Raw genomic sequence first — 22,289 nt, 5'->3', positions numbered from 1 at the left:
ATAAAGCACTATTATAATTTATGTTACTTATTATGTTTGAATTAAAAAAGATTTTAGGTGGCTTACTCATGCCACTCCCTTTATTTTCTCTGTTTGCTTTTATAATGCTGTTGTTTGCATTTAAAGGGCGTAAATCAGCACTTGTTCTTTCGAGTTTAAGCTTATTCGTTTTACTTTCTCTTAGTACGCCATTTTTCGCACATCAAATTATTAAAAGTAATGAGCCAACCTCACTTGCGTTTAATACTTTAAAACACCCTAAAATAGATAAGATTGTTGTACTTGGCTGCGACATAAACCCAAATAACGGGCTCAGTGCCAACAACCAGCTTGGTAACTGTGCACTTAGCCGTTTAGTAGAAGGTGTAAAGCTTGCAAAGCAATACCCTAATGCTCAACTTATTGTATCTGGTGGTGGTTACGAAAATGTCACTAATAGCGCCTTAATGTATAAAACAGCCATTAGTTTGGGAGTGAATAAAAACCGTATTAGTCAAAACCCACACGCTATGGATACCGCTGCTGAGGCAAAAATGTTAGCCCCAAAACTGGTTGATTTTAACGTTGCTTTGGTTACTTCTGTGCTTCATATGCCCCGTGCAAAAAGTTTATTTAACGCCCAAGGAATTGATGTAATAACAGCTGCGACTGATTACCATAATTTTGCAGCGCAGCCTTTATACAAGCAATTTATTCCAAGCGCAGAAGCTTTAAGAGTTGTTACACAATACGCACATGAAGTGCTGGGAAATGCGTGGATTAATTTGCGCCGCTGGATAAATCCAGAAGCGCTTTAGTATCTTATAAGTATTTAGTTATACTGGGTTATCTATATCTATAAAGGTAACCTCAAAACCATAATCTTTAGCTAGTAGCTCACCCAATGCTTTTACTCCATAGCGCTCAGTGGCATGATGCCCCGCAGCAAAAAAATCTATATTTTGCTCACGCGAACTGTGAATAGTTTGCTCAGACGCTTCACCTGTTAAATAGGCATCAATTCCCTGCTCTGCTGCTAAATCTATATAGCCTTGCCCACCACCTGTACACAATGCAATGGTTTGTATTTTTTCATCGCGAACAATACTGCACAATGGCTCTCGGTGCAAAACGCTGGCAATTTTATTGGCAAACTCACTACCTGTGAGCGGAGTTTTTAAACGTCCTTTCATTGCTACACTATTGGTAGTTGGCTCAAGCCCAGTTTCTATCTCAATACCAAGTAAATTAGCTAGCTGCGTGTTATTACCAATAGACGGGTGAATATCCAGTGGTAGATGATAACCAAATAAATTTATATCATTTGCAAGTAGTGCGCTTATACGGCGCTTTTTCATACCTGTGATCGGTTGAGATTCCCCTTTCCAAAAAAAACCATGGTGAACCAAAATAGCATCTGCATTTTTTTCTATAGCTGCATCAATAAGTGCTTGGCTTGCTGTTACACCTGTAATTATGGTTTTAATTTCATTTTTACCTTCAACTTGTAATCCATTCGGGCAAAAGTCTTTAATTAAATGCGGTTTTAAAATGTCATTTAGAAGTTGGTTAAATTCTCTACGTTGCATACACGTTACCTTACTTAACACTGAATTTTGTGCAAATTTTGGCGTTTATAGGTGAAAAATGGAAGGAAAATCGCAAAAAATTGAAAAACAGTTTTAAAATAGGTATAAATACGACTTCTTTATCTGTGTTCACAACGTATAGGGTCTCTGATGAGCAAACTAGACAAAACAGAAGTGTTATCTGCCTTTGAAGCTGCATATGAAGCTGCTAATGGTAAAAAACCTGAAATTACAACTAAACCAGGCTGGTACAGCATTGATGGCGGAAAAAATTTACGCCTAGCTGACGTAGCTGAGCTGACTGAAGAATTAAGCTCTGGTAAAACTACACCTAAAGCTGCAGAAAAAGCGCCGGCTAAAAAAACTAAAACGAAAACTGCTGCGCCTGTTAAAGCACAGAAAAAAGCACCGTTCTCTGTTGTTACCGAAAATGAAGAAGGTTACACAGCTGAAGAGCTTTGGATTGTAATTTTAGCTCGCAAAGATCATGACTGTCGCTTACCGCGCGGTGTTGTTTAAACAACATTTGTGATTTTAAAGAAACCGCGTTAAGCGGTTTTTTTGTGTCTGCTATTTATTAATTGAGCATGTAATACTCATCCGCAATAATACTTAGTTATTTTGCGGGGCTAAACGTGTCGCTACCTGCGTTAAAAAATTCTCATTCAGAACACGCCAAAAATGCAAATGAGCAGCAAATACAACACCAATAAAAGCCATTATTAGCATGCTAAATTCTTTGCTAATAATACAGGGCTAAAAAAGCGGCTATTAGCCGCTTTATAAAAATTAAAAATAATAATTAAAGCTATTCAAAATAAAGCGGTTCGCGTTCCTTTTTACCCACTTCATTCATTGTACTTGCATCAAATAAACGACCATTGATCATGGTGTAATCAACTTTATCCGAATCTCGAATATTTTTAAGTGGATTGCCATCTATTACCATTAAATCGGCAAGTTTACCTACTTCAAGCGAGCCTACGTTTTTATCAAGCCCTAAATATTTGGCTGGGTCGAGCGTCGATGCTCTAATAGCCTCCAGTGAGCTCATTCCGCCTTGAGCGAACATCCACATTTCCCAATGTGCTCCAAGCCCTTCACGCTGCCCATGGGCACCTAAATTAACCAGTACGCCCAAGTCTTGCAGCTCTTTTGCCACACGTGCATTATTAAAGTGATTATAGTGATGATCAGGCGCTTTTACGCGGCGCATAGAGCGCGGTAATAATTGATTTTTAGGCACAAATTTACTTAAACGTGGGTGGTTCCACACATCCGTTTTATCATACCAATAGTTTTCACCCCATATACCACCGTAAGCAACAACTAATGTAGGTGTATAGCCTACATCACTTTGTGACCATAACTGCTTTATATCATCGTAAATATGTTCAACAGGAATAGAATGTTCAATACCTGTGTGGCCATCAACCACCATACTTAAGTTATGTTGCAATAATGAGCCACCTTCTGGCACTACCATCATTTCAAGTTCACGCCCGGCTTCAATTACTTGCTGGCGCTGCTCACGCCGTGGTTGGTTATACGATTTAACACTAAACGCCCCCACTTTTTTAAGTCGCTCTAAATGAAATTTAGCATCCTCTAACGAATCTATGTGTGACGTATAACCCGGCATATTTGCGCCATATAAAATGGTCCCTGTAGAGAAAATACGCGGGCCAACAATCATCCCTGCCTTTTGCATTTCACTGGCAGTAAATATTTCTGTTGTATCATTTGATGGGTCATGAATTGTAGTGACACCCAGCGCTAAACCTGCAAAGTTTTTCCAATTTTGCTGTGGAATTATTTCATCACTTGCTTGAGAGCCATGTGCATGTGCATCAACAATACCAGGCATAATCGTTTTACCTGTTACATCAATTACTTTTGCATCTTTTGGTATGGTTACTTCATTAGCTGTACCAATTGATTTGATGTGCTTGCCATCTGTAATTATCACACCATTTTCAATGACCTTTTCGCCATCCATGGTAATAATTTTTGCGCCTTTTAACGCAATCATGCCTTTAGGCTTAGCCATTTTTTTACTAAAACCGATGTTATCGCCACTTTTTACTTTAAAGTCAGCATCATCGGCTTTATTAATTGCAAACATTCCCTCTAAACTTGCATGGTAAAGCTCTGGGCCTAAAGTCCAATAAAGCGTATTGCTTTTAGTATTCCAGCTAATGTTTTCACCCGCACGAGCAGACAATTGCTCTATAGGGAACTGGCTATCCTTAGGGCTTATATTAATTGTTGAGCCACTTTCTACAAAAGGTGTTACAAACACTTTAAACCGCTCAGCAAACGCTAAATATTGACCATCTGGTGAAACTCTAAATTCAGTTGCATGCTCAGATTCATAAAGCTTACGTATTTTTTTACTTTTAAGATCTACTACGCTAAGCGTTGGTTTTGGCCATGGGCTCATAATAAAAACGCGATCACTTTCATCACCAAACTGTGGTTGATACCCGTTTTTAGAAATCAGCTCACTTTTACCACCTTTTACGCTTACGCTATAAATGCCTGGGTTTAAAGACCACTTAGGGTTTAATATGCTGCCACCTGTGGCTTTTCGGTACACAACCGTTTTACCATTTGGGCTAAATGTTGGCTCTACATACTTGCCAGGCTCTGTGGTAATGCTATCGCCACGTCCGCTGCGCGACGATACAACACGTACCGTGCCTTGCTTGTTATCGTTCCAAGTGGTGTATACGATTTTTTTACCATCACGAGAGTATTGCGGGAATAACTCATAATGCTCAGTTTGTTTAGTTAAACGTTTAATCTTACCCGACTCTAAATCACGTTTATAAATATAACCAAGTGCTTCAAAAATAGCCGTTTCGCCATCTGGGCTTACCTGTACATTTCGCAGCATTTTTACATCAAACTCGTCTGTGTCTAAATTTTGTGTATATCGCACTGCTTTTTGAATTTTTTTACTGGTTTGCACTTTAAAAGGTATGGTTTTAACAGATTTGTCTGCAACATCTAGCTTGTGAATAATACCACCAGCCCAAAAAACGAGCTCTTCGTTATCTGGCGTCCATGCAATGGTTGGATAAACACCATGAATTGCCCACGTTTCTTGCATGTCACGCTCAAGTTTATCGTAAAGCTTTGTGTGCTCGCCGCTGCTTAAATCGTATAAATAAAGGCTGGTTTGAAAGTCATCGCGCTTAATGTACGCTAACTTTTTGCCATCGGGCGACGGTGTGGGCCTTATCGCTCCCCCCATAGTGTCAATAACAGTTTCTATCTCGCCCGTTTCACGGTCGTAGCGTTTAATTTTATAAATACCGGCTACTGAATCTTTTGAATAATGAAAAGTTTTACCTGGCGTTGCATCATGTGAGAAGTAAACATAACGTCCATCTGGGGAGAACATTGGCTCACCTAAATCTTTTTGATCGTTCTCGCGCTTAGTAAGCTGAACACCTTTACCACCCGCCTTATGATAAAGCCACACTTCACCAGCTCCCAACGAGCGGCTTGCAGTAAAGTGCTTACGTGCAACTAGGTAATCGCCATCAGGGCTCCATGCGGGGCTGTTTAAAAGCCTAAAGGTTTCATCAGTAACCGCGTGTTGGTTTTCGCCATTTAAATCCATTATCCAAATATTATCGCCCCCCCCCTGATCTGAGGTAAAAGCAATGTGTTTTCCATTTGGACTAAAGCGAGGCTGCATTTGCCATGCAATATCTGAGGTAAGTTTTGTAGCTGTACCGCCACTCATTGGCATTGTATAAATATCACCGAGCAGGTCAAACACAACTGTTTTTCCATCAGGGCTTACATCAATATTCATCCATGTGCCTTGTTCAACGCTAATTGCAGCGTCAACAAACTGGCCTTTAGGAGAGTCTACTTGCCATTTTTGTTCATCTTTTTCGGCAGCATTTACATGCCCTAGAGCCAATGACACTGAAAGTGCCAATACTGTATGAAGCATTTTTTTCATGCGTTTCTCGCTTGTTATTGTTGCAGTTAAATCTATTTTACATGATTGCAACAAAAACAAGTCTAACTTGCCAGCGTTATATGATAAAACGCAGTTTATGTAGGTTTAATGCCAAACAATAGGATCAAATTGATAGTAATCCACCAGCAGACGATAAATTTCAGGATCGTGATGTCTAAGTTCAGCTGGTTTTTCTAAGAATGTTTCTGTGATCACAGCAAAAAATTCAGCCTCATTAGTTGCACCATAACTATGTATAACATGGCTCATACTATACGCCACATGTGTTTTTAACTGAGTAAATGCACGGCTAAATACACGCCCCCATTCTGTGTATTGTGCAGCGCTTTTTAAAAGTGGCGTACCCGATGTTTTACCTGTTTCTTGATCAAGCTGATGAGCAAATTCATGAAATACCAAGTTGTGGCCATCGCTAGGTAATCTGTTTCCCTCCAGCACATCGTGCCAACTAAGCACTAAGGTGCCGCCAGGCCACGACTCACCCAAACGTACAGCGTTATGATAACTAACAAGCCCTGCACTATCGCGGGTCGATTGCGGCGCATAGTAAGCACTTGGGTATAGTAATATCTCCTTCACGTTTTTATAAAGCGGCCATGGCTTATTTAGCACAAGTACGCACGCGTCGGCAGCTACAATTAATTTCATGGCAGGTGTTAGCTTTAAACCATCGCGCCCTAAAAAGCGTTTCTCGTTTAAAAACCAGACGATATGGCGCTCTAGCTTTTCTCTATCTGCGTCAGTCATTTTTTTATAAATAGGCATGCAGCGGAGTAAGATATCTTTTTGCTGAGAATTTAAGGAAAGAGTTTTATACTTTTTTTGCCATAAGCGGTTTTGTATTGAAGGCCATCGCCAAAACACAATAACAAACACAACTAAAATGAGTAATAACAGTCCATTTATCATAAGGACGTCCTAAATTAATTTATGTTATGTAAATATGTCCGGGGATGTTGTTTTTCAACTGCATATGGCTCCACATTTAATATAGAGCGCACGTTATTTTAAAATTATTTAACCTAAATTCTGGTTAAGAGATTTACTAACGTATTGAATTATGATGATATTTAAGCTTATCTTCTCTAGCCAGAGATTTTTAGTGAAAACAAGGCGAATTTACGCGTCAATAGCTTGCCTATTGCAAGTAAATTCAACACAGTTAGCGCTTAAAGTAGCAGCTAGAGATAGGTTTATTATCCAGAGTACAGGTTATTTAATAATAAGCTTTAGCTTACCTGCCAATCAGCTATTACAAAAGTCATCAAAGGCACTTTGCAGTACGTTAATAAATTTAGCTACATGCAATCCATCCATCAACGAGTGGTGTACATCAACAGATAGAGGCATGGTTCCTGTACTTTTATCAAATTGACCAAACACAAATTTAGGGATCCCTAAACTCTCTTCATTACTAAACGCATGCGAAAACGCGCTAAAGTTTAACCATGGTAAAACCGAGATGTGGATTAAATCGGCTTGCCCTTCTGTTTGCTCAAACGCATCTGAAAAAAGCGGCTGAGATTTAGCTTTTTTACTTACTTCACTGGCATGAACTGCAAACTCAGCAAATGTGCTCTTACTATTAAAATAACTAAAAATAAATGTATCATTTTTATCAAGCTCAACCACACTTGCTCGTACTTGATTAAGCAACCAAGGCTTTTGCTCTAAAATACGTAGCATTACCGGCTCATAAGCATGGCATGCTTTTAAAGTACAAAATATATAAGCCTGAAAAAAAGATAAGCTCTGCGTTTTACAATACTGATAAAGCTGCTGTGCATCTATACGCACACAAACATTAAAGTAAGGCTGAGCAAAGTTTTTAAAAAGCTCAAAGTGCTGCGTGCGAGACCAACTTTCTAAATCAAAAGGCTGCATAAAAGGAGTTGAAGAAGTCATAATATCCGTGTGAGTGTAATTAACACCTTAAAGTATAAACAAAAAAGGCGTACCTCTGTACGCCTTTCATTGTGTAATTACTGATTAAAGACCGTTTTTAATGATCTCTTGTGCTAACTCATCGGCAATTAAATGCGTTGATTTTTGCTCTTTTTCGCTACGAGCAAAAATTTCAGTCAAAGTATCAAAAATCACCTCAACATGCTTATTAGATGCAGCTTTACTGTAACCTTCAGGTGCTGTTTCGTAATAAACATTAATAATACCGCCAGCGTTAATTACGTAATCTGGTGCATATAGAATGCCTTTTTCACGAATAACTTCACCGTGGCGAGACTCTGCCAGCTGATTATTAGCACAGCCTGCAATAATCGTCGCTTTTAAACGCGGAATCGTTAAGTCGTTAATCGTTGCACCTAACGCACAGGGCGCATATACATCTACATCTAAGTCGTAAATTTCATCAATACCAACCGCTGTTGCATTAAAGTCATTGACTACTCTTTCAATAGCGTCTTGGTTTATATCAGTAACAAACAACTCTGCACCTGCTTCAGATAAATACTTACAAAGCGCATAAGCAACTGAACCTAAACCTTGTACAGCCACTTTAATACCCGCAAAGTTTTGATGACCGCGTTGATGCTGTAATGCGGCTTTAATTCCTAAAAATGTACCGTAAGCAGTAAATGGCGATGGGTTACCACTTTTACCTTCAAGACCCAAAACGTAGTTTGTCTCTTTATTCATCAGGGCAACATCGTCGCAAGTGATATTTACATCTTCTGCACAGTAATAGCTACCACCTAACCCTTCTAGCTTTCGGCCAAAAGCACGAAATAACTGCTCTGATTTAATTTCTTTAGCGTTACCAATAATAACTGACTTACCACCACCAAATGGTAGGCGTGCAACTGCATTTTTATATGTCATGCCTTTAGCTAAACGCAACACATCGTAAACTGCATCGTCGTCATTTGCATAATCCCACATTCTACAGCCGCCAACAGCAGGGCCTAAATTGGTATTATGTACAGCAATAATTGCTTTTAAGCCTGACTCTTCATCAGAACAAAAAACCACTTGTTCGTGGTTATCAAATTCAGCTTGGTTAAATACAGCCACTTTAAATACTCCGAAAAATTAACCCGTGAGAGGGTATACGCGCTGGAAATTCACGAGACTTTACCACTTCATATTCAGGTTCGCCACACCAATGGATGATAAACCCAATGAAAACATCAAGCTTAAATTAAACAACCCAACAAAAGCCATTTTAAAGATAAAAAAACCTGAATAAACAACTATTTTAATTTTAAAAACTAAATTAATAAAAACCACAACAACTTACGCTTACGTAAACGAGAAGAAACTAATAGATGTAAAGTTTAAAGTACAAGTGCCAATTATACTGCAATGCGCACAGTGTATAGGTTTATGAAAATTAGAGGGGAGTAATCAAAACTGGTCTGAGGTGTTAAATTAGTTGATAAGAGAATTTAGAATACTAAAAAGCGAGCCTAAACTCGCTTTTTTAAAATTCACGGCTTATTTTAATTTACCGTCTAGCTCTTCAATTTTAGCTTTCCAAATTGCAGGGCCTTGCGTATGTGCATTTGCACCTTCGCTATCTACAGCAACTGTTACTGGCATATCTTCTACTTCAAATTCGTAGATCGCTTCCATACCTAAATCTTCAAAGGCTACAACACGTGCTTTTTTAATCGCTTTAGATACTAAGTAAGCTGCGCCGCCTACAGCCATTAAGTAAACTGATTTATGCTCTTTAATAGATTCAACTGTAGCAGGGCCACGTTCGGCTTTACCAATCATGCCTACAATGCCAGTTTTTTCTAGCATCATATCGGTAAATTTATCCATACGTGTTGCTGTAGTTGGGCCTGCTGGGCCTACAGCTTCATCACCAACGGCATCAACTGGGCCTACGTAGTAAATAAACTTGTTATCAAAATCTACGCCCTCAGGTAAACCTTCACCTGAATTGATCATGTCTTGCAAACGTTTATGCGCAGCATCCCGGCCTGTTAAAATAGTGCCTGAAAGTAAAACGGTTTCACCCATTTTCCATTCTTGAACATCTGCTTTTGTTAATGTATTTAGATCAACACGGCGAGTACCCTCACCTACTTCAAATGTTACTTGTGGCCAATCTTCAAGTTTAGGTGTTTTCAAGTCAGCAGGGCCCGAACCGTCTAAAGTAAAGTGTACATGGCGAGTTGCAGCACAGTTAGGGATCATTACCACTGGTTTTGATGCAGCATGTGTAGGTGCTGTTTTAATTTTAATATCAACAACCGTTGTTAAGCCACCTAAACCTTGTGCGCCAATACCTAATTTATTAGCACGTTCAAAAATTTCTAAACGCAGTTTTTCTTCCGTAGTTTCTGCGCCGCGCTCCATAAGCTCATGAATATCAACCGGATCCATTAACGACTCTTTTGCCATTACCGCTGCTTTTTCAGCAGTGCCACCTATACCTATTCCTAGCATGCCTGGCGGACACCAACCAGCACCCATTGTAGGTAATGTTTTTTCAACCCATGCAGCAACGTCATCTGATGGGTTTAGCATTACCATTTTACTTTTGTTTTCAGAGCCGCCGCCTTTAGCCGCAACCATTACTTCTACTTCACCACCAGCGACTAAATCAATGTGTACAACTGAAGGTGTATTGTCTTTCGTGTTTTTACGTGTGCCTGCAGGGTCTGCAACAATAGAAGCACGAAGCGGGTTATCTGGGTTCAAATACGCACGGCGAGTACCTTCATCAACCATTTGCTGAACTGTTAAATCTGTTTTATCCCACTTAACATCCATACCTACTTTTACAAAACACGTAATAATACCCGTGTCTTGACACAGTGGACGTTTGCCCTCAGCCGACATACGCGAGTTAATTAAGATTTGAGCTATTGCATCTTTTGCCGCTTTGCTTTGTTCTTTGTTGTAAGCTTTTTCTAATGCTTGAACAAAATCAAGTGGGTGATAAAAAGAGATGTATTGCAACGCATCTTCAATGCTATCAATAAAGTCTTGCTGACGGATTGTACTCATTAGTGGTTCCTTAAGTTACCGTTACGCATAGTCGCGTAATCTATATCAAACCGGTGACGGTGGTTTGCACTGTTTAATTACAGCGCTTTTACTTAAACGCTGCCAAAAAAATTTGACTTATGATACCCTCCCAGCCCGTTTCGAGCCAGTTCTTAAAGGGGCAGTAAATGCTAAACAATAAAAAAAATTGTACTAAATTAGCCATAACGCAAAACTGCATTGAAGTTTTTGCGCATTTTGCGCATTTGCCTTACGCAATTCTTTTAGACTCAGCTAATAGTAATCATATTAATAGCCGTTTTGATATTATTGCTATTGAGCCGCAAAGTACCCTTGAAGTAAAAAATAACCAAAGTTTTTTTAATAATATTGAAAGTAATCAATCATGCTTTGAAATTATGAACAGCGAACTTTTAAAGCTCGATTGCACTAAAGCAGATTACGACTTGCCTTTTAATGGTGGCTGGCTTGGTTATTTTGGTTACGACCTAGGCCGTACAATTGAGAGTATGCCACGTAAAGCTATTAATGATATTAACTTACCCCAAATGGCTATTGGCCTTTATTTAGATGCCCTAATTTACGATAAGCTTCAGCAAAGTTGGTTTTATGTATCTCAGCCAAACGTTGATCGCTTAGCCTTGTATAAGCAATATTTAGATAAAAGCGTGACAAATAAAAATTTTGCTCTTAACAGCCAGTGGCAATCTAATATGAGCCAAGCAGACTACGCTTCAAAATTTGCAAAAATCGAAGATTATTTAAAAAGTGGTGACTGCTATCAAATTAATTTAGCACAGCGCTTTAGCGCTCACTACAAAGGCTCACCTTGGAGCGCTTATATAAAATTGCGCGAGGCTAACAAAGCCCCTTTTTCAAGCTTTATTAATCATCCGCAAGGGGCCATATTATCCATCTCCCCTGAGCGTTTTATTTTGGTAAATAATAACAAAGTTGAAACCAAACCCATTAAAGGCACCCTACCACGCAAAGCCGATGCACTTGAGGACCAGCATCAAGCTAATTTACTGGCCAACTCAGCAAAAGATCGTGCAGAAAATGTGATGATTGTCGATTTACTGCGTAACGATTTAGGTAAAGTTGCAAAACCAGGCTCTGTAAACGTGCCGTCTTTATTTGCTATTGAAAGCTTTCCGGCAGTACATCATTTAGTAAGCACCGTTACCTCAGAGCTCGATGAAGGTAAAACAGCAGTTGATCAGTTAAAAGCGGCCTTTCCGGGCGGCTCAATTACTGGCGCTCCTAAAATTAGGGCTATGGAAATAATTGAAGAACTCGAGCCACATCGACGCAGTATTTACTGTGGCTCTATAGGGTATTTAAGTGCCTGCGGTAATATGGATACCAGTATTACTATTCGTACTTTAGTCTGCCATAACCAACAAATTTACTGTTGGGCCGGCGGAGGGATAGTGGCTGATTCTAAAGTCGAATTGGAATATCAAGAAACATACGATAAAGTGAATAAAATCCTTCCTTTATTAACACAGTAGGTGGCTTTGAATAGTGAACATATTATGGCTCGGTTTCAATTAAGCCCAATTACTGCGCCTAACCAGCTAAAAGATACACGTAAAAAGCGCGCCAGTGCGGTCATGCTGCCGATTATCGATATAGATAATCATGCGCATATTTTATTGTGTAAACGCCCTACTTATTTGCATCATCACCCTGGGGAAATTTGTTTGCCCGGTGGAAAGTATGAACAAAGCGATATTAAACTTCGTACGACTGCGCTTCGTGAGCTTAAAGAGGAACTTAATATTGCGCCAAGTAATGTAACTGTACTTGGGCAACTGCCTGAGTACTCTACTTTAACTGGTTTTAGTATTAGCCCCTTTGTTGGTTTACTTAATAAAGCAACTACATGGGAGAACGATCATAATGAAGTTCAAGCTAGTTTTTTACTTTCACTTAGCGATTTAAGTAACGACGCTAATTGGCAGCCTTTGCCTTTTCAACGCTTTGGTAAAACAATTACCTTACAAGGCTTTGCAACTCAACATGGACTACTTTGGGGTGCAACGGCAAGCATTATAAAAAACTTTACAAAACAGCTTGCCCTACCAGTTTAAATCTTCACTATTGTTGGTTACATGCTAACAATTCCACGTTATTATACTCGACCGTTCAAAGAACAGCCTCGTGCTGAGAAAGCAAAGTAGAGACACACATTATGATCAGTGCATTTGATATGTTTAGCATTGGTATTGGCCCTTCTTCATCACACACTGTTGGCCCAATGCGCGCATCACGCTTATTTGTTAATGACTTACAAGAACAACAATTATTAGCAAATGTTACCGATATAAAAGTAGAGTTATACGGCTCATTAGGGCAAACAGGCGTAGGCCACGGCTCTGGTAAAGCGGTAATTTTAGGCCTTGCAGGCTACGACCCAGAAACAATAGATGCTGATTTAGTAGACGATATTTTGGCAACTATTGAAAATGAGCAAGTTATTTATCTAAACCAAACACATAAAGCTAAATTCCCTAAACAAGGTGCAATTGTTTTTCACCGTCGAAAAACACTGCCTAAGCACTCAAATGCAATGGAAATTATTGCCTCAAACAATGGCGAAAAAATTTACAGTAAAGTTTATTACTCAATTGGTGGCGGCTTTATTGTTACCGATGAAGAGTTTGAAAACGAAAAACAAGCTGCGCTTGATATTAGAGAAGAAAACCCTGCACCCTTTCCATTTGGCAGTGCCAAAGATTTGCTAGAAATGTGTAAAGAGTCAGGCTTGAGTGTATCTAGCTTGATGATGAAAAATGAAAAAACACTACGCAGCGAAGATGCAATTAAAGATGAACTCTTTAATATTTGGCAAGTAATGAAAGCCTGCATTGAACGCGGTATGCGCACCGAAGGTATTTTACCCGGAGGCCTAAAAGTTAAACGCCGTTCCCCTAGTTTATATTTAAAGCTTAATGTTGAAGTAAGTAACGACCCTCTTCGCGCAATGGACTGGGTTGATTTATTTGCCCTTGCTGTAAATGAAGAAAACGCAGCCGGCGGCCGTGTTGTTACCGCTCCAACTAACGGCGCTGCTGGTATATTGCCCGCTGTACTTATGTACTATCACACATTTATTAAAGAAGTGGATCGTGATATAGCAACACGCTACTTATTAACAGCTGCGGCTATTGGTATTTTATACAAAAAGAATGCTTCGATCTCAGGCGCTGAAGTAGGCTGTCAAGGTGAAGTAGGTGTTGCGTGTTCAATGGCTGCGGGTGCACTTACTGAAATAGTAGGCGGTAATGTTGTACAAGTTGAAAACGCCGCTGAAATTGGCATGGAACATAACTTAGGTCTTACCTGCGACCCTGTTGGTGGCTTAGTGCAAGTACCCTGTATTGAACGCAATGCAATGGGCTCTATTAAGGCAATAAACGCATCACGCCTTGCTATTCGTGGCAGTGGTGAGCAAAAGGTATCGCTTGATAAAGTAATTAAAACGATGCTTGATACCGGTAATGACATGAAGACTAAATACAAAGAAACCGCACGTGGTGGGTTAGCTGTAAATATTATTGAATGTTAAATGCGATAAAATCAAAAAGCCGCCTATTGTAAAATAGGCGGCTTTTTATTATTCGTTCAATTTAATTATCCAGAGCTCGGATTAATTAGGCTATTTAACAGGTAACTCTATGTCTTCAAAAAGTTTATCTACGTCTTCTTGATTGCGCAGTAAACTTGCTCGCTCTACTCGCTCCTTGGTTAGGTGCGGGGCAAAACGTTCAATAAAATCATACATATACGTACGTAAAAAACTGCCCTTTCTAAAGCCAATTTTAGTCGTACTTGCTTCAAACAAGTGACTAGCATCTATACACACTAAATCTGTATCGCTTAACTGATCAATAGCCATAGACGCAACAACGCCTACGCCGAGCCCTAGCCGTACATAGGTTTTAATAACATCTGCATCGGTTGCGGTAAATACAATGTGTGGTTCAAGACCATGAGCACTAAATGCCTTATCAAGCTCCGAACGACCCGTAAAACCAAATACATAAGTAATTAGAGGGTATTGTGCAATATCAGAAACAGTTAAATTATCTGCTTTTTTGGCAAGTGGGTGATCTTTAGCCACCACTATACTGCGATTCCAATGATAACAAGGCAACATAACTAAATCTGAATATAAATGCAGTGCTTCAGTGGCAATTGCAAAATCTGCATCACCACGTGCTGCAGCATCAGAGATTTGCTGAGGTGTGCCTTGATGCATATGCAGTGATACCGCAGGGTATTTTTTCATAAACCCTTGAATAACATTTGGTAAAGCATAACGAGCTTGAGTGTGTGTGGTTGCAATGTTTAACTTACCTTGATCAGGTAATGTGTGTTCGTTTGCTACCGCTTTAATCCCTTCAACTTTAGATAATATTTCACGAGAAATATTAATAATATCTTCGCCAGCACCTGTTACATGCGTTAAATGCTTTCCGCTACGACCAAAAATTTGTACACCTAACTCATCTTCAAGCATTCGTACTTGTTTAGAAATCCCCGGCTGCGAGGTAAATAAGCTCTCAGCGGTGGCTGAAACATTTAATTTATGATTTTGTACTTCTACTATGTATCTGAGTTGTTGTAATTTCATGGCTGCAAATTTTAACGTTGTTATTCATATTATTTATAAAGGCAATACCTGTTAAAACCAAGTGTTATTTGAATAAAAAGCCACATTAGTGCTTAAGGCATGCAATTATCTGATTAGTACTCAAGGCTAGCATAATAAATATGCTTGAGGTAGCGATGTTTATTCAGGTTAATCTTATAATCCCTTCGTCTTACAACACTTTAAGAAAGCTAAACCCTAATTAACTGGGTATTTTTAAGTTTATCAACGCAAAGCTACACAGTTAACGTATAATTAATGTAAGATTAAGCAAATTAGATTATGAATCAGAGAATTAAAAAATGATTGTTTCTATCATAATAATACTTATAGTCGCGCTTATAGTAATAGCGCTGTGGGTAAGTGCTGTACAGCAACATAAAGAAAAACAAGAAGCTGAACGCCGCAAAGAGTTAACAAAGCAAAAAGCAATTATTGAAGAAACCGAAGAAGCACTTATGAATAGTGCAAATATTCCTTTATCCGAAAATATAATTCGTGCATTACAACGCCGCGTATATGAAGCATTAAATACAATGGTTTCAAACTCGCCAAATTCTAAAGCGCTTAAAAGTAGATTAAGCGAGTCAAAAACTCACTTATCAAACCCTGTACAAGGTAATAATAGCGAGTCTTTAGCATTACCAAGTAATGATAAGCAACTGGTAAGTTTGATTCAAGGTATAAAAAAGCTGCGCGCAATTTTACGCTCTGAGCACAGTAAAGGCCGTGTTGATAGTCAGGTTTTTTCTGTAGAGGACAAACGTCTTGAAAAATTACAATTACGCATAAATATTGAAAGCCAAATAAAACGAGGTCTATCGGCTCGCTCAGCAAGCATGGTTGGCTCAGCAAGACAGTATTTTGAAAAAGCATATGCAACATTAAGTGCTGTTACCTACTCTGATGAGTATGTAACATCAAAACGCCAAGAAGTTGAAGGCTACCTAGAAGCAATTAGTGTTGAATTAAGAGCCTCTAATGCAAGTGCCCTTAAAAAGAAAGCCGAAGCCGAACAAGACGATCTGGATGTTTTATTTGCCCCTAAAAAGAAATGGTAAATTAGGTTTGCCAAATAATACATGGTGTTATTAACAGCGATAACTTATCGACTCTTTATATCCATGCTACAAATATTAAAAAACCCATACAAATCAATTTGTATGGGTTTTTTATGATTACCGTTTTATTCTATTATGATAAGAACGCAAATTTAATAACAAATAATGCCGTTAAAATCCAAACGCTAATGCTAATTTGATCTTTCTTACCACACAGTACTTTAACCGCAGTGTAAGATATAAAACCAAGCGCTATGCCATGTGCAATAGAAAAAGTAAGTGGAGTCATTAACAATACAACAGTAACAGGAATTGCATCAGTCATATCATCCCAATTTACAAACTTTAGATTTTGTAGCATTAATACAGCAACGTAAAGAATTGCGCCTGCTGTTGCATACGCCGGTACCATTTGTGCAAGGGGTGCAAAAAACATCATTAATAAAAAGCATATGCCAACAACTACAGCCGTTAAGCCTGTACGTCCACCAACAGATACACCCGCTACTGACTCAATATAAGACGTTGTAGTTGAAGTACCAAGCATAGCACCGGCAATTGTTGCAGAGCTATCGGCACTTAAAGCACGACCCAAACGCGGCATATTGCCTTTCTCGTCTGCGAGTCCCGCTTTTTGAGTAACAGCAACCAAGGTGCCCGAAGTATCAAATAAATCAACAAACAGAAATGCAAAAATTACACTTAGCATAGACAGCTCAAAAGCCGCGGCAAAATCTAGTTGCATAAAAGTAGGCATAATTGAAGGCGGCATAGCTATCACACCATGATATTCAACAAGCCCTAAACTTAAAGCAATGCCAGTCACTAATAAAATACTAATGAGTACACCACTTTTAAAATCGCGGTATAAAAGTGCTGCGATAACAAAAAAGCTTAATATTGCTAATAATGGACCTGCCGATGTGATATCACCTAATTGAACAAGAGTTGCAGGACTTGCGACAATAATACCTGCATTTTTTAATGCAATTAACGCTAAAAAAGCACCAATACCAGTTGCAATGGCTCTTTTTAATACCAAAGGTATAGCGTTAATAATCCACTCTCTGACTTTAAATAAGCTCAAAAATAAAAATATACACCCCGACATAAATACAGCCCCTAACGCAGCTTGCCAGGTATAACCCATCCCCAATACAACACCATAAGTAAAAAAGGCGTTTAGTCCCATGCCAGGAGCCAGCGCTAATGGGTAATTTGCCCATAATCCCATAATAAAACAGCCTATTGCGGCAGCAATACAAGTAGCAACAAATGCAGCCCCTTGATCCATTCCAGCCTCTGCAAGCATGGCTGGGTTTACAAATACAATGTAAACCATAGTGATAAAGGTAGTAAGGCCAGCCACGCATTCGCGTTTAACTGTTGAGTTATTTTCGCTAAGTTTAAATAAGGCTTCGAACATAATAAGCTTGTAATAGTAAAAAGTAGTGAGATTTTATCATAAAAATCATCTTTAACAGGACATTTTACCTTGCGATATACTAAACTATTGAAGCAGTTAAAATAACAAATGAATCAATATGCTAAAAACAACACCCAACGGGCACGACCTAGAACAACAGTTAGATAATATTTTAGGCTTTGTTACTCAACCCGATAACAACCCTGCAGTAGCTAACGCTAAAAAAGATGAGCAAAGCACACTGAATAAAGCGCTATATTATTTAAAAAATAAGCAACCTCCATTAGCTGCAAAATGGATGCGCCTAGCGGCAATGGCAGGTAATCAAAGAGCACAGTTTTATTTAGGTTTGTTTTTTGTAAAAGGTGAAGGCGTGCCACAAAGTGTATTTCATGCTGCGGCTTGGTTAAGCCTTGCTAGCAGCCAAGGTTATGAACCCGCTAGCGCTGCAGTTAACGACCTAAGAAAGCATATAGAAACTAAACGATTTAAAGATGCTCAATGCTATGCCGCCAGCCTATACGAGCAAATTCATCAGCTGCAGTACGCACACCTTATTCCTAATGCTCCTCAAATCGATTAATTAATCATTTGCTTAATACTGTATAGAGCATAAAACACTGTATAAAAATATCTATCTCTACCCGTCATCGCACCTTTGACAAAAATATCAGCTAATATAAATATTATGACTCACATTAAATTAAATGTAACCGATTGATTCTAATTGATTATTTTTAAACTTTTTAACTTCACTAGTTTTAAACTGAATAACTGTACAAATAAATAGCAAATATCGCTTGCACAGAAGCACTGTATAAACTACTGTATACGTGTACTGTATAAAAACCCAGTGAGTGAGATATTTATGTTACAGCCTATTACCGTAAGAACAGTTAAAAGTTATAAGCAAGATGATAAACGTGATTGTGTAAACTTAATTCAAATTGAAGATGAGATATCAGCAACGTTTGAGCTTTTAAAAGTGCTGCACCATTATAATAGCTCTAACGCATGGACATTATTGATTGCTCCTGATCATGTTCCTAGTAGAGCATTACTCGACTCGTGCTCTATTGATACAAGTAAGTTGCTAGTGATCAGGCAAAAACACTTAGTAAATTTAGAGTATGTTTTGAATTCTGCGTTGAATAACGGTAATTTTGCGGCTGTAATAACGTGGACCGATATAGTAAATAATCAATTGCTTAATAGCCTTTCTTTAGATTTAAGTAAAACTGCAACGAAGCTTTATTGCTTTACAAAAAACTCGACAATTACAGAGATACCACTAGCACAATAAGATTGATAAACTAATGTTTTAAACTCTGTACTGTTATTATGATTTTACCAAATACCACTCAATGTTTTTGCAGTAGCGGGCTGAATTATGCCCACTGCTGCGAGCCCCTTCATATAGGGTCACAACAAGCCGCTAATCCTGAGCAATTAATGCGTTCTCGCTATAGTGCTTATGTTACAAAAAATGCAAAGTATGTTTATCATACTTATGCCTCTGAAAAAAAAGCGGAAAACCCTATAAAAGAGATTAAAGATTTTGCAAATAGTTGCCGGTTTGTAGGTTTAGACGTAGTAAGTACAAACCACGATGACTCTCAAGGAAGTGTTGAATTTAAAGCGCATTATTTTTATCAAAATTTATACTGTGAGCTTCACGAACACTCACGATTTATAAAAGAGGACGATAAATGGCGTTATATCGATGGGACTATACTTCCTGTAGCTGATATTAAGGTGAGTAGAAATGATAACTGCCCTTGTGGCAGTGGTAAAAAATACAAAAAATGCCACAGCGTATGACTCTCCCATAACCAAAACTATAACTTAAAAAGGGGCTAAAAACTGACTTGGTTACGCCCTTGAAACTTAGATTGATACATTCTTTCATCTGCTAACTGTAATGTATTTTTACTATTGTCGCGCGTTTGCAATGTTGCGCCACCAATACTAATTGTTACAAATTCATGCTCTGAGTGTTTATGCAATATACCTAGTTGCATTACATTATTTTTTATTTTGTCTGCTACACAATTAGCGCCTTTATTACCTGTATGGGGAAGTACAACAACAAATTCTTCCCCTCCAAATCTTGATACAAAATCTGCAGGACGTTGTAAGCTTTTAGTAATTGTTTGGGCAACTAAGTTTAATACCGCATCCCCCTGTACGTGGCCATAAGTGTCATTGTATTGCTTAAAGTAATCTATATCTATTAGTAACAGTGCACAGTCTGCATTTTCACGTAATGCACTTTGTTCTATTTTTATAAAGTGGGTATCAAAGTAGCGTCGGTTATAAATTTGAGTTAAGTCGTCAATAAACACTTTTTGATTAAGTAAATCATGTTGAGCCTTAATCATTAAGTGAGCTCTCACCCTCCTAAATAGTGTTTCAGGATTTGTCGGTTTCTTTATAAAATCTACGGCACCAGCTTCCCAACATGCCCCCTCTTCGCTTTCGAGTGACGTAATAAATATAACTGGGATATCTTGAGTTTCGTAAGTATTTTTTAGTTTTAAACAGGTTTCTATTCCATTAATACCTTCTAAATTGATATCTAGAAGTATTAGGTCGGGCGGATCTAACTTACATAAATCTATAGCCTCTTCACCACTTCTAGAAGTCATTACATTAAAACGATCCGACAATGCCTTTCTAAGTACAATTAATGTTAGTAGTTGGTCTTCCACAATAAGTACCTTAGAACTTTTTAAACTTAGTTGTAATGCATGATCTGAGTAATTTATTGGCATAACTTGCGATACTTATTTTTATTATTTTACACACACTATAATACTATTTTATGTTATGCAAATGTTAACAGCCATATAAAAGGCTAAGCTTATGTAGTGAAGCTGAGGTGGCGACAAAATATCAAGAAATGCATTATTACTTTATTGGCGAGTTGAATGAAGTGACAGTTAAAATGTGTGCAGAAAAATTCGACTCGCTTTGCTAATCATTTAAAAATGAAAGCTATACTAAGCACATATGTAGTTACCTAACCTTCTAGGCAATCACATAGCAAACGCTAGGTATGGCACTTCAAAATGATTGAGGGTTATTTAGATTGGCATAAACAAAGAACGGATCATAAAAACAAAAAATGGGCCACTTAGGCCCATTTCATAATTTACATATTAGTTTTAAACTAACTTTTTACTCGTCATCATCAAGGTCTAACTGTTGACGCTGTGCAGGTCGAGCTAAAATCTCTACATAGAAAGAAGTTAAACCTTGCTTTTCAATTTCGCCAATTTGGTTGTTTAATTCAGCAACATGCACAACCTGTGCTTCTTCTGCTGTATTACCAAACTTACAGTCAAATGCCCAATAATCAGCATCTTCAGGAAGCGTCTTGTTACGCTCTCTTTTCAAATATTTTTTCACTTCGTGCTTTGCAGCATCAACCATACGAGGGTATTTGATTTTCTCGTGATTTAGCGTGAATGTTTTCTTCATTACGTTCCTAATTACCTTGGTTTAATGATAACGGCATTTAATGTCATACCATTTGTCGCCATTATAGCAATTGCATTTAATTTTTGGATGCTTTTTTTACATTAAATCAATTATTATACCAATCTGCTTATATATGGGGTCTATTTAACGTTAAAAAAATTACGCTAGAACTAGGCAAAAATTTTTATATCTAGTTGTTCTAAATAAAAAACTTTTAACGACGTTATAGTGCAATTTAATTCGTTAAATTGATCAAAGATTTATGCAGGTTGGTATTAGACATTATATAAAGCAAAGCTTGAATAAAATGTATTTTACAGACTTTTTATTACAAGAAAATTATATAGAGGGTGCATGTTTTCATGCAAGGTGGTTAGAGACTAAACCGCTATCAAATGAAGGGGTTGATGAATTGAATCGTCGTTTAAACTATCGTAAAAAGCACTTGCGTCAATAGGTGGGTTTGCTAACTGAGTATATTCACTTTTAATCCGTCGCCTAACCGCTATCTCGCAATTATCTAATACATTAAGTGGAATATGCTTGTCATCATCTCTAATTGTGAGTGGCTCGGGCTTTAGGTATTGATTAAGTTTAATGCTTTTCATACCCGCCTGCGCACCATGCTCTGAGATTAAAGCTGCATTAAACTGCCCTATAAGCATATCAAACTCACCGGGGGCTAGCGATTGTTTAGGCCCAGCACCAAATTTCTTTCTCAAGGAATCTTCAGATGTGGCTGTACTGTCAATTTCTGTTTTTGGCAGATGAAATTGACTGAAGTCTAATGCATCATGCGAAAGCATCGCTAATAAAAGTGCAAACTCGCCTCGGCGATTTTCATGCACACTATTATTAAGTTTGCTATTTAGCTGACTCTCTGTGATTAACAAACCATCGATTTGCATAGTCTTTAGCCGATTATGGTAACTGATAGATATTTATCGGCTTTATTTCAATTTTCTTTAGCTTTTTTCTTTACTTAAATACGCATTTTGCTATTATCAGCGCCGTTGCATTGGAGGGGTTCCCGAGCGGCCAAAGGGATCAGACTGTAAATCTGACGGCTCAGCCTTCGCTGGTTCGAATCCAGCTCCCTCCACCACTT

20 protein-coding genes and 1 tRNA gene are annotated in these 22,289 nt (G+C 38.3%); 10 read left to right on the top strand and 11 right to left on the bottom strand.

What is annotated here, in order from left to right; all coding sequences use genetic code 11:
• Positions 1-32 precede the first annotated feature (32 nt).
• Complete coding sequence (locus tag ATS74_RS10440; RefSeq protein WP_058549159.1) at positions 33-797, top strand: YdcF family protein; 765 nt, start codon at positions 33-35, stop codon at positions 795-797.
• Between the two features lie 18 nt (positions 798-815).
• Here the strand turns inward: ATS74_RS10440 and ATS74_RS10435 are convergent, their stop codons facing one another.
• Positions 816-1,568, bottom strand: a complete 753-nt coding sequence (locus tag ATS74_RS10435; protein ID WP_058548843.1) for a Nif3-like dinuclear metal center hexameric protein — start codon at positions 1,566-1,568, stop codon at positions 816-818.
• Positions 1,569-1,718: 150 nt separating this feature from the next.
• Between ATS74_RS10435 and ATS74_RS10430 the strand changes: the two genes are divergently transcribed.
• A complete protein-coding gene (locus ATS74_RS10430) occupies positions 1,719-2,087 on the top strand; it encodes a hypothetical protein (protein ID WP_058548842.1) in 369 nt (122 codons plus the stop codon).
• Between the two features lie 289 nt (positions 2,088-2,376).
• Here the strand turns inward: ATS74_RS10430 and ATS74_RS10425 are convergent, their stop codons facing one another.
• The 5 genes from ATS74_RS10425 to ATS74_RS10405 form a co-directional block, all read right to left on the bottom strand.
• Positions 2,377-5,550: an amidohydrolase family protein gene (locus ATS74_RS10425; RefSeq protein WP_058548841.1), complete on the bottom strand. Its 3,174-nt coding sequence runs from the start codon at positions 5,548-5,550 to the stop codon at positions 2,377-2,379.
• A 105-nt stretch (positions 5,551-5,655) separates the two neighbouring features.
• On the bottom strand, positions 5,656-6,480 hold the full coding sequence (locus tag ATS74_RS10420; RefSeq protein ID WP_058548840.1) for a M90 family metallopeptidase: 825 nt from the start codon (positions 6,478-6,480) through the stop codon (positions 5,656-5,658).
• Between the two features lie 336 nt (positions 6,481-6,816).
• Positions 6,817-7,455 carry a CatA-like O-acetyltransferase gene (locus ATS74_RS10415; RefSeq protein ID WP_058549158.1) on the bottom strand — a complete coding sequence of 213 codons (639 nt, stop codon included), beginning with the start codon at positions 7,453-7,455 and terminating at the stop codon, positions 6,817-6,819.
• Between the two features lie 105 nt (positions 7,456-7,560).
• Positions 7,561-8,601, bottom strand: coding sequence for a Leu/Phe/Val dehydrogenase (locus tag ATS74_RS10410; protein WP_058548839.1), 1,041 nt, complete (start codon positions 8,599-8,601; stop codon positions 7,561-7,563).
• 423 nt (positions 8,602-9,024) lie between these two features.
• The gene (locus tag ATS74_RS10405) at positions 9,025-10,551 is read right to left on the bottom strand and encodes a fumarate hydratase (RefSeq protein WP_058548838.1); all 1,527 of its coding nucleotides are present in this window, start codon (positions 10,549-10,551) and stop codon (positions 9,025-9,027) included.
• Between the two features lie 167 nt (positions 10,552-10,718).
• Between ATS74_RS10405 and pabB the strand changes: the two genes are divergently transcribed.
• The 3 genes from pabB (at position 10,719) to ATS74_RS10390 (ending at position 14,125) form a co-directional block, all read left to right on the top strand.
• Positions 10,719-12,065, top strand: coding sequence for an aminodeoxychorismate synthase component I (gene pabB, locus ATS74_RS10400; protein ID WP_058548837.1), 1,347 nt, complete (start codon positions 10,719-10,721; stop codon positions 12,063-12,065).
• 6 nt (positions 12,066-12,071) lie between these two features.
• Positions 12,072-12,647 carry an NUDIX hydrolase gene (locus ATS74_RS10395; RefSeq protein WP_058549157.1) on the top strand — a complete coding sequence of 192 codons (576 nt, stop codon included), beginning with the start codon at positions 12,072-12,074 and terminating at the stop codon, positions 12,645-12,647.
• Positions 12,648-12,748: 101 nt separating this feature from the next.
• The gene (locus ATS74_RS10390; protein WP_058548836.1) at positions 12,749-14,125 is read left to right on the top strand and encodes an L-serine ammonia-lyase; all 1,377 of its coding nucleotides are present in this window, start codon (positions 12,749-12,751) and stop codon (positions 14,123-14,125) included.
• A 90-nt stretch (positions 14,126-14,215) separates the two neighbouring features.
• On the opposite strand, the gene cysB is transcribed toward ATS74_RS10390, so the two are convergent.
• Entirely contained in the window at positions 14,216-15,193 is a 978-nt protein-coding gene (gene cysB / locus ATS74_RS10385; RefSeq protein WP_058548835.1) for an HTH-type transcriptional regulator CysB, read from the bottom strand.
• 320 nt (positions 15,194-15,513) lie between these two features.
• Here cysB and ATS74_RS10380 point away from each other — a divergent pair, with 320 nt between their 5' ends.
• On the top strand, positions 15,514-16,272 hold the full coding sequence (locus ATS74_RS10380) for a hypothetical protein (protein ID WP_058548834.1): 759 nt from the start codon (positions 15,514-15,516) through the stop codon (positions 16,270-16,272).
• Positions 16,273-16,405: 133 nt separating this feature from the next.
• Here ATS74_RS10380 and ATS74_RS10375 read toward each other — a convergent pair whose 3' ends face one another.
• Positions 16,406-17,698, bottom strand: coding sequence for an NCS2 family permease (locus ATS74_RS10375; RefSeq protein ID WP_058548833.1), 1,293 nt, complete (start codon positions 17,696-17,698; stop codon positions 16,406-16,408).
• A 118-nt stretch (positions 17,699-17,816) separates the two neighbouring features.
• Here ATS74_RS10375 and ATS74_RS10370 point away from each other — a divergent pair, with 118 nt between their 5' ends.
• The 3 genes from ATS74_RS10370 (at position 17,817) to ATS74_RS10360 (ending at position 19,519) form a co-directional block, all read left to right on the top strand.
• Positions 17,817-18,281, top strand: coding sequence for an SEL1-like repeat protein (locus ATS74_RS10370; RefSeq protein ID WP_058548832.1), 465 nt, complete (start codon positions 17,817-17,819; stop codon positions 18,279-18,281).
• Positions 18,282-18,566: 285 nt separating this feature from the next.
• Positions 18,567-19,001, top strand: coding sequence for a SulA-like leucine-rich domain-containing protein (locus ATS74_RS10365; RefSeq protein WP_058548831.1), 435 nt, complete (start codon positions 18,567-18,569; stop codon positions 18,999-19,001).
• A gap of 38 nt (positions 19,002-19,039) precedes the next feature.
• Positions 19,040-19,519 (top strand): YchJ family protein, encoded by a 480-nt coding sequence (locus ATS74_RS10360; RefSeq protein WP_058548830.1) that lies wholly within the window; start codon positions 19,040-19,042, stop codon positions 19,517-19,519.
• Between the two features lie 35 nt (positions 19,520-19,554).
• On the opposite strand, the gene ATS74_RS10355 is transcribed toward ATS74_RS10360, so the two are convergent.
• From ATS74_RS10355 to ATS74_RS10345, 3 genes are all read right to left on the bottom strand, one after another.
• Positions 19,555-20,409, bottom strand: coding sequence for a GGDEF domain-containing response regulator (locus ATS74_RS10355; protein ID WP_232007046.1), 855 nt, complete (start codon positions 20,407-20,409; stop codon positions 19,555-19,557).
• Between the two features lie 469 nt (positions 20,410-20,878).
• Positions 20,879-21,181 (bottom strand): DUF6172 family protein, encoded by a 303-nt coding sequence (locus ATS74_RS10350; RefSeq protein WP_058548828.1) that lies wholly within the window; start codon positions 21,179-21,181, stop codon positions 20,879-20,881.
• Positions 21,182-21,561: 380 nt separating this feature from the next.
• Entirely contained in the window at positions 21,562-22,089 is a 528-nt protein-coding gene (locus ATS74_RS10345) for a VC2046/SO_2500 family protein (RefSeq protein WP_058548827.1), read from the bottom strand.
• 112 nt (positions 22,090-22,201) lie between these two features.
• On the opposite strand from ATS74_RS10345, the gene ATS74_RS10340 reads away from it, so the two are divergent.
• Positions 22,202-22,286, top strand: a tRNA-Tyr gene (locus tag ATS74_RS10340).
• Positions 22,287-22,289 lie beyond the last annotated feature (3 nt).

The organism is Pseudoalteromonas sp. H103 (assembly GCF_001469205.1).
Classification (GTDB): Bacteria; Pseudomonadota; Gammaproteobacteria; order Enterobacterales; family Alteromonadaceae; genus Pseudoalteromonas; species Pseudoalteromonas carrageenovora.
The sequence above is the reverse complement of the archived record's forward strand: the minus strand, read 5'-3'. Positions and strand labels throughout refer to the sequence as shown.

Bases quoted from the DNA above. Each gene is read 5' to 3' on its own strand.
- ATS74_RS10360 (WP_058548830.1), top strand. From the start codon at position 19,040: ATGATTTTACCAAATACCACTCAATGTTTTTGCAGTAGCGGGCTGAAT.
- ATS74_RS10380 (WP_058548834.1), top strand. From the start codon at position 15,514: ATGATTGTTTCTATCATAATAATACTTATAGTCGCGCTTATAGTAATA.
- pabB (WP_058548837.1), top strand. From the start codon at position 10,719: ATGCTAAACAATAAAAAAAATTGTACTAAATTAGCCATAACGCAAAAC.
- ATS74_RS10345 (WP_058548827.1), bottom strand. From the start codon at position 22,089: ATGCAAATCGATGGTTTGTTAATCACAGAGAGTCAGCTAAATAGCAAA.
- ATS74_RS10365 (WP_058548831.1), top strand. From the start codon at position 18,567: ATGTTACAGCCTATTACCGTAAGAACAGTTAAAAGTTATAAGCAAGAT.
- ATS74_RS10370 (WP_058548832.1), top strand. From the start codon at position 17,817: ATGCTAAAAACAACACCCAACGGGCACGACCTAGAACAACAGTTAGAT.
- ATS74_RS10430 (WP_058548842.1), top strand. From the start codon at position 1,719: ATGAGCAAACTAGACAAAACAGAAGTGTTATCTGCCTTTGAAGCTGCA.
- ATS74_RS10425 (WP_058548841.1), bottom strand. From the start codon at position 5,550: ATGAAAAAAATGCTTCATACAGTATTGGCACTTTCAGTGTCATTGGCT.
- ATS74_RS10420 (WP_058548840.1), bottom strand. From the start codon at position 6,480: ATGATAAATGGACTGTTATTACTCATTTTAGTTGTGTTTGTTATTGTG.
- ATS74_RS10350 (WP_058548828.1), bottom strand. From the start codon at position 21,181: ATGAAGAAAACATTCACGCTAAATCACGAGAAAATCAAATACCCTCGT.
- ATS74_RS10405 (WP_058548838.1), bottom strand. From the start codon at position 10,551: ATGAGTACAATCCGTCAGCAAGACTTTATTGATAGCATTGAAGATGCG.
- ATS74_RS10440 (WP_058549159.1), top strand. From the start codon at position 33: ATGTTTGAATTAAAAAAGATTTTAGGTGGCTTACTCATGCCACTCCCT.
- ATS74_RS10435 (WP_058548843.1), bottom strand. From the start codon at position 1,568: ATGCAACGTAGAGAATTTAACCAACTTCTAAATGACATTTTAAAACCG.
- ATS74_RS10375 (WP_058548833.1), bottom strand. From the start codon at position 17,698: ATGTTCGAAGCCTTATTTAAACTTAGCGAAAATAACTCAACAGTTAAA.
- ATS74_RS10415 (WP_058549158.1), bottom strand. From the start codon at position 7,455: ATGCAGCCTTTTGATTTAGAAAGTTGGTCTCGCACGCAGCACTTTGAG.
- cysB (WP_058548835.1), bottom strand. From the start codon at position 15,193: ATGAAATTACAACAACTCAGATACATAGTAGAAGTACAAAATCATAAA.
- ATS74_RS10390 (WP_058548836.1), top strand. From the start codon at position 12,749: ATGATCAGTGCATTTGATATGTTTAGCATTGGTATTGGCCCTTCTTCA.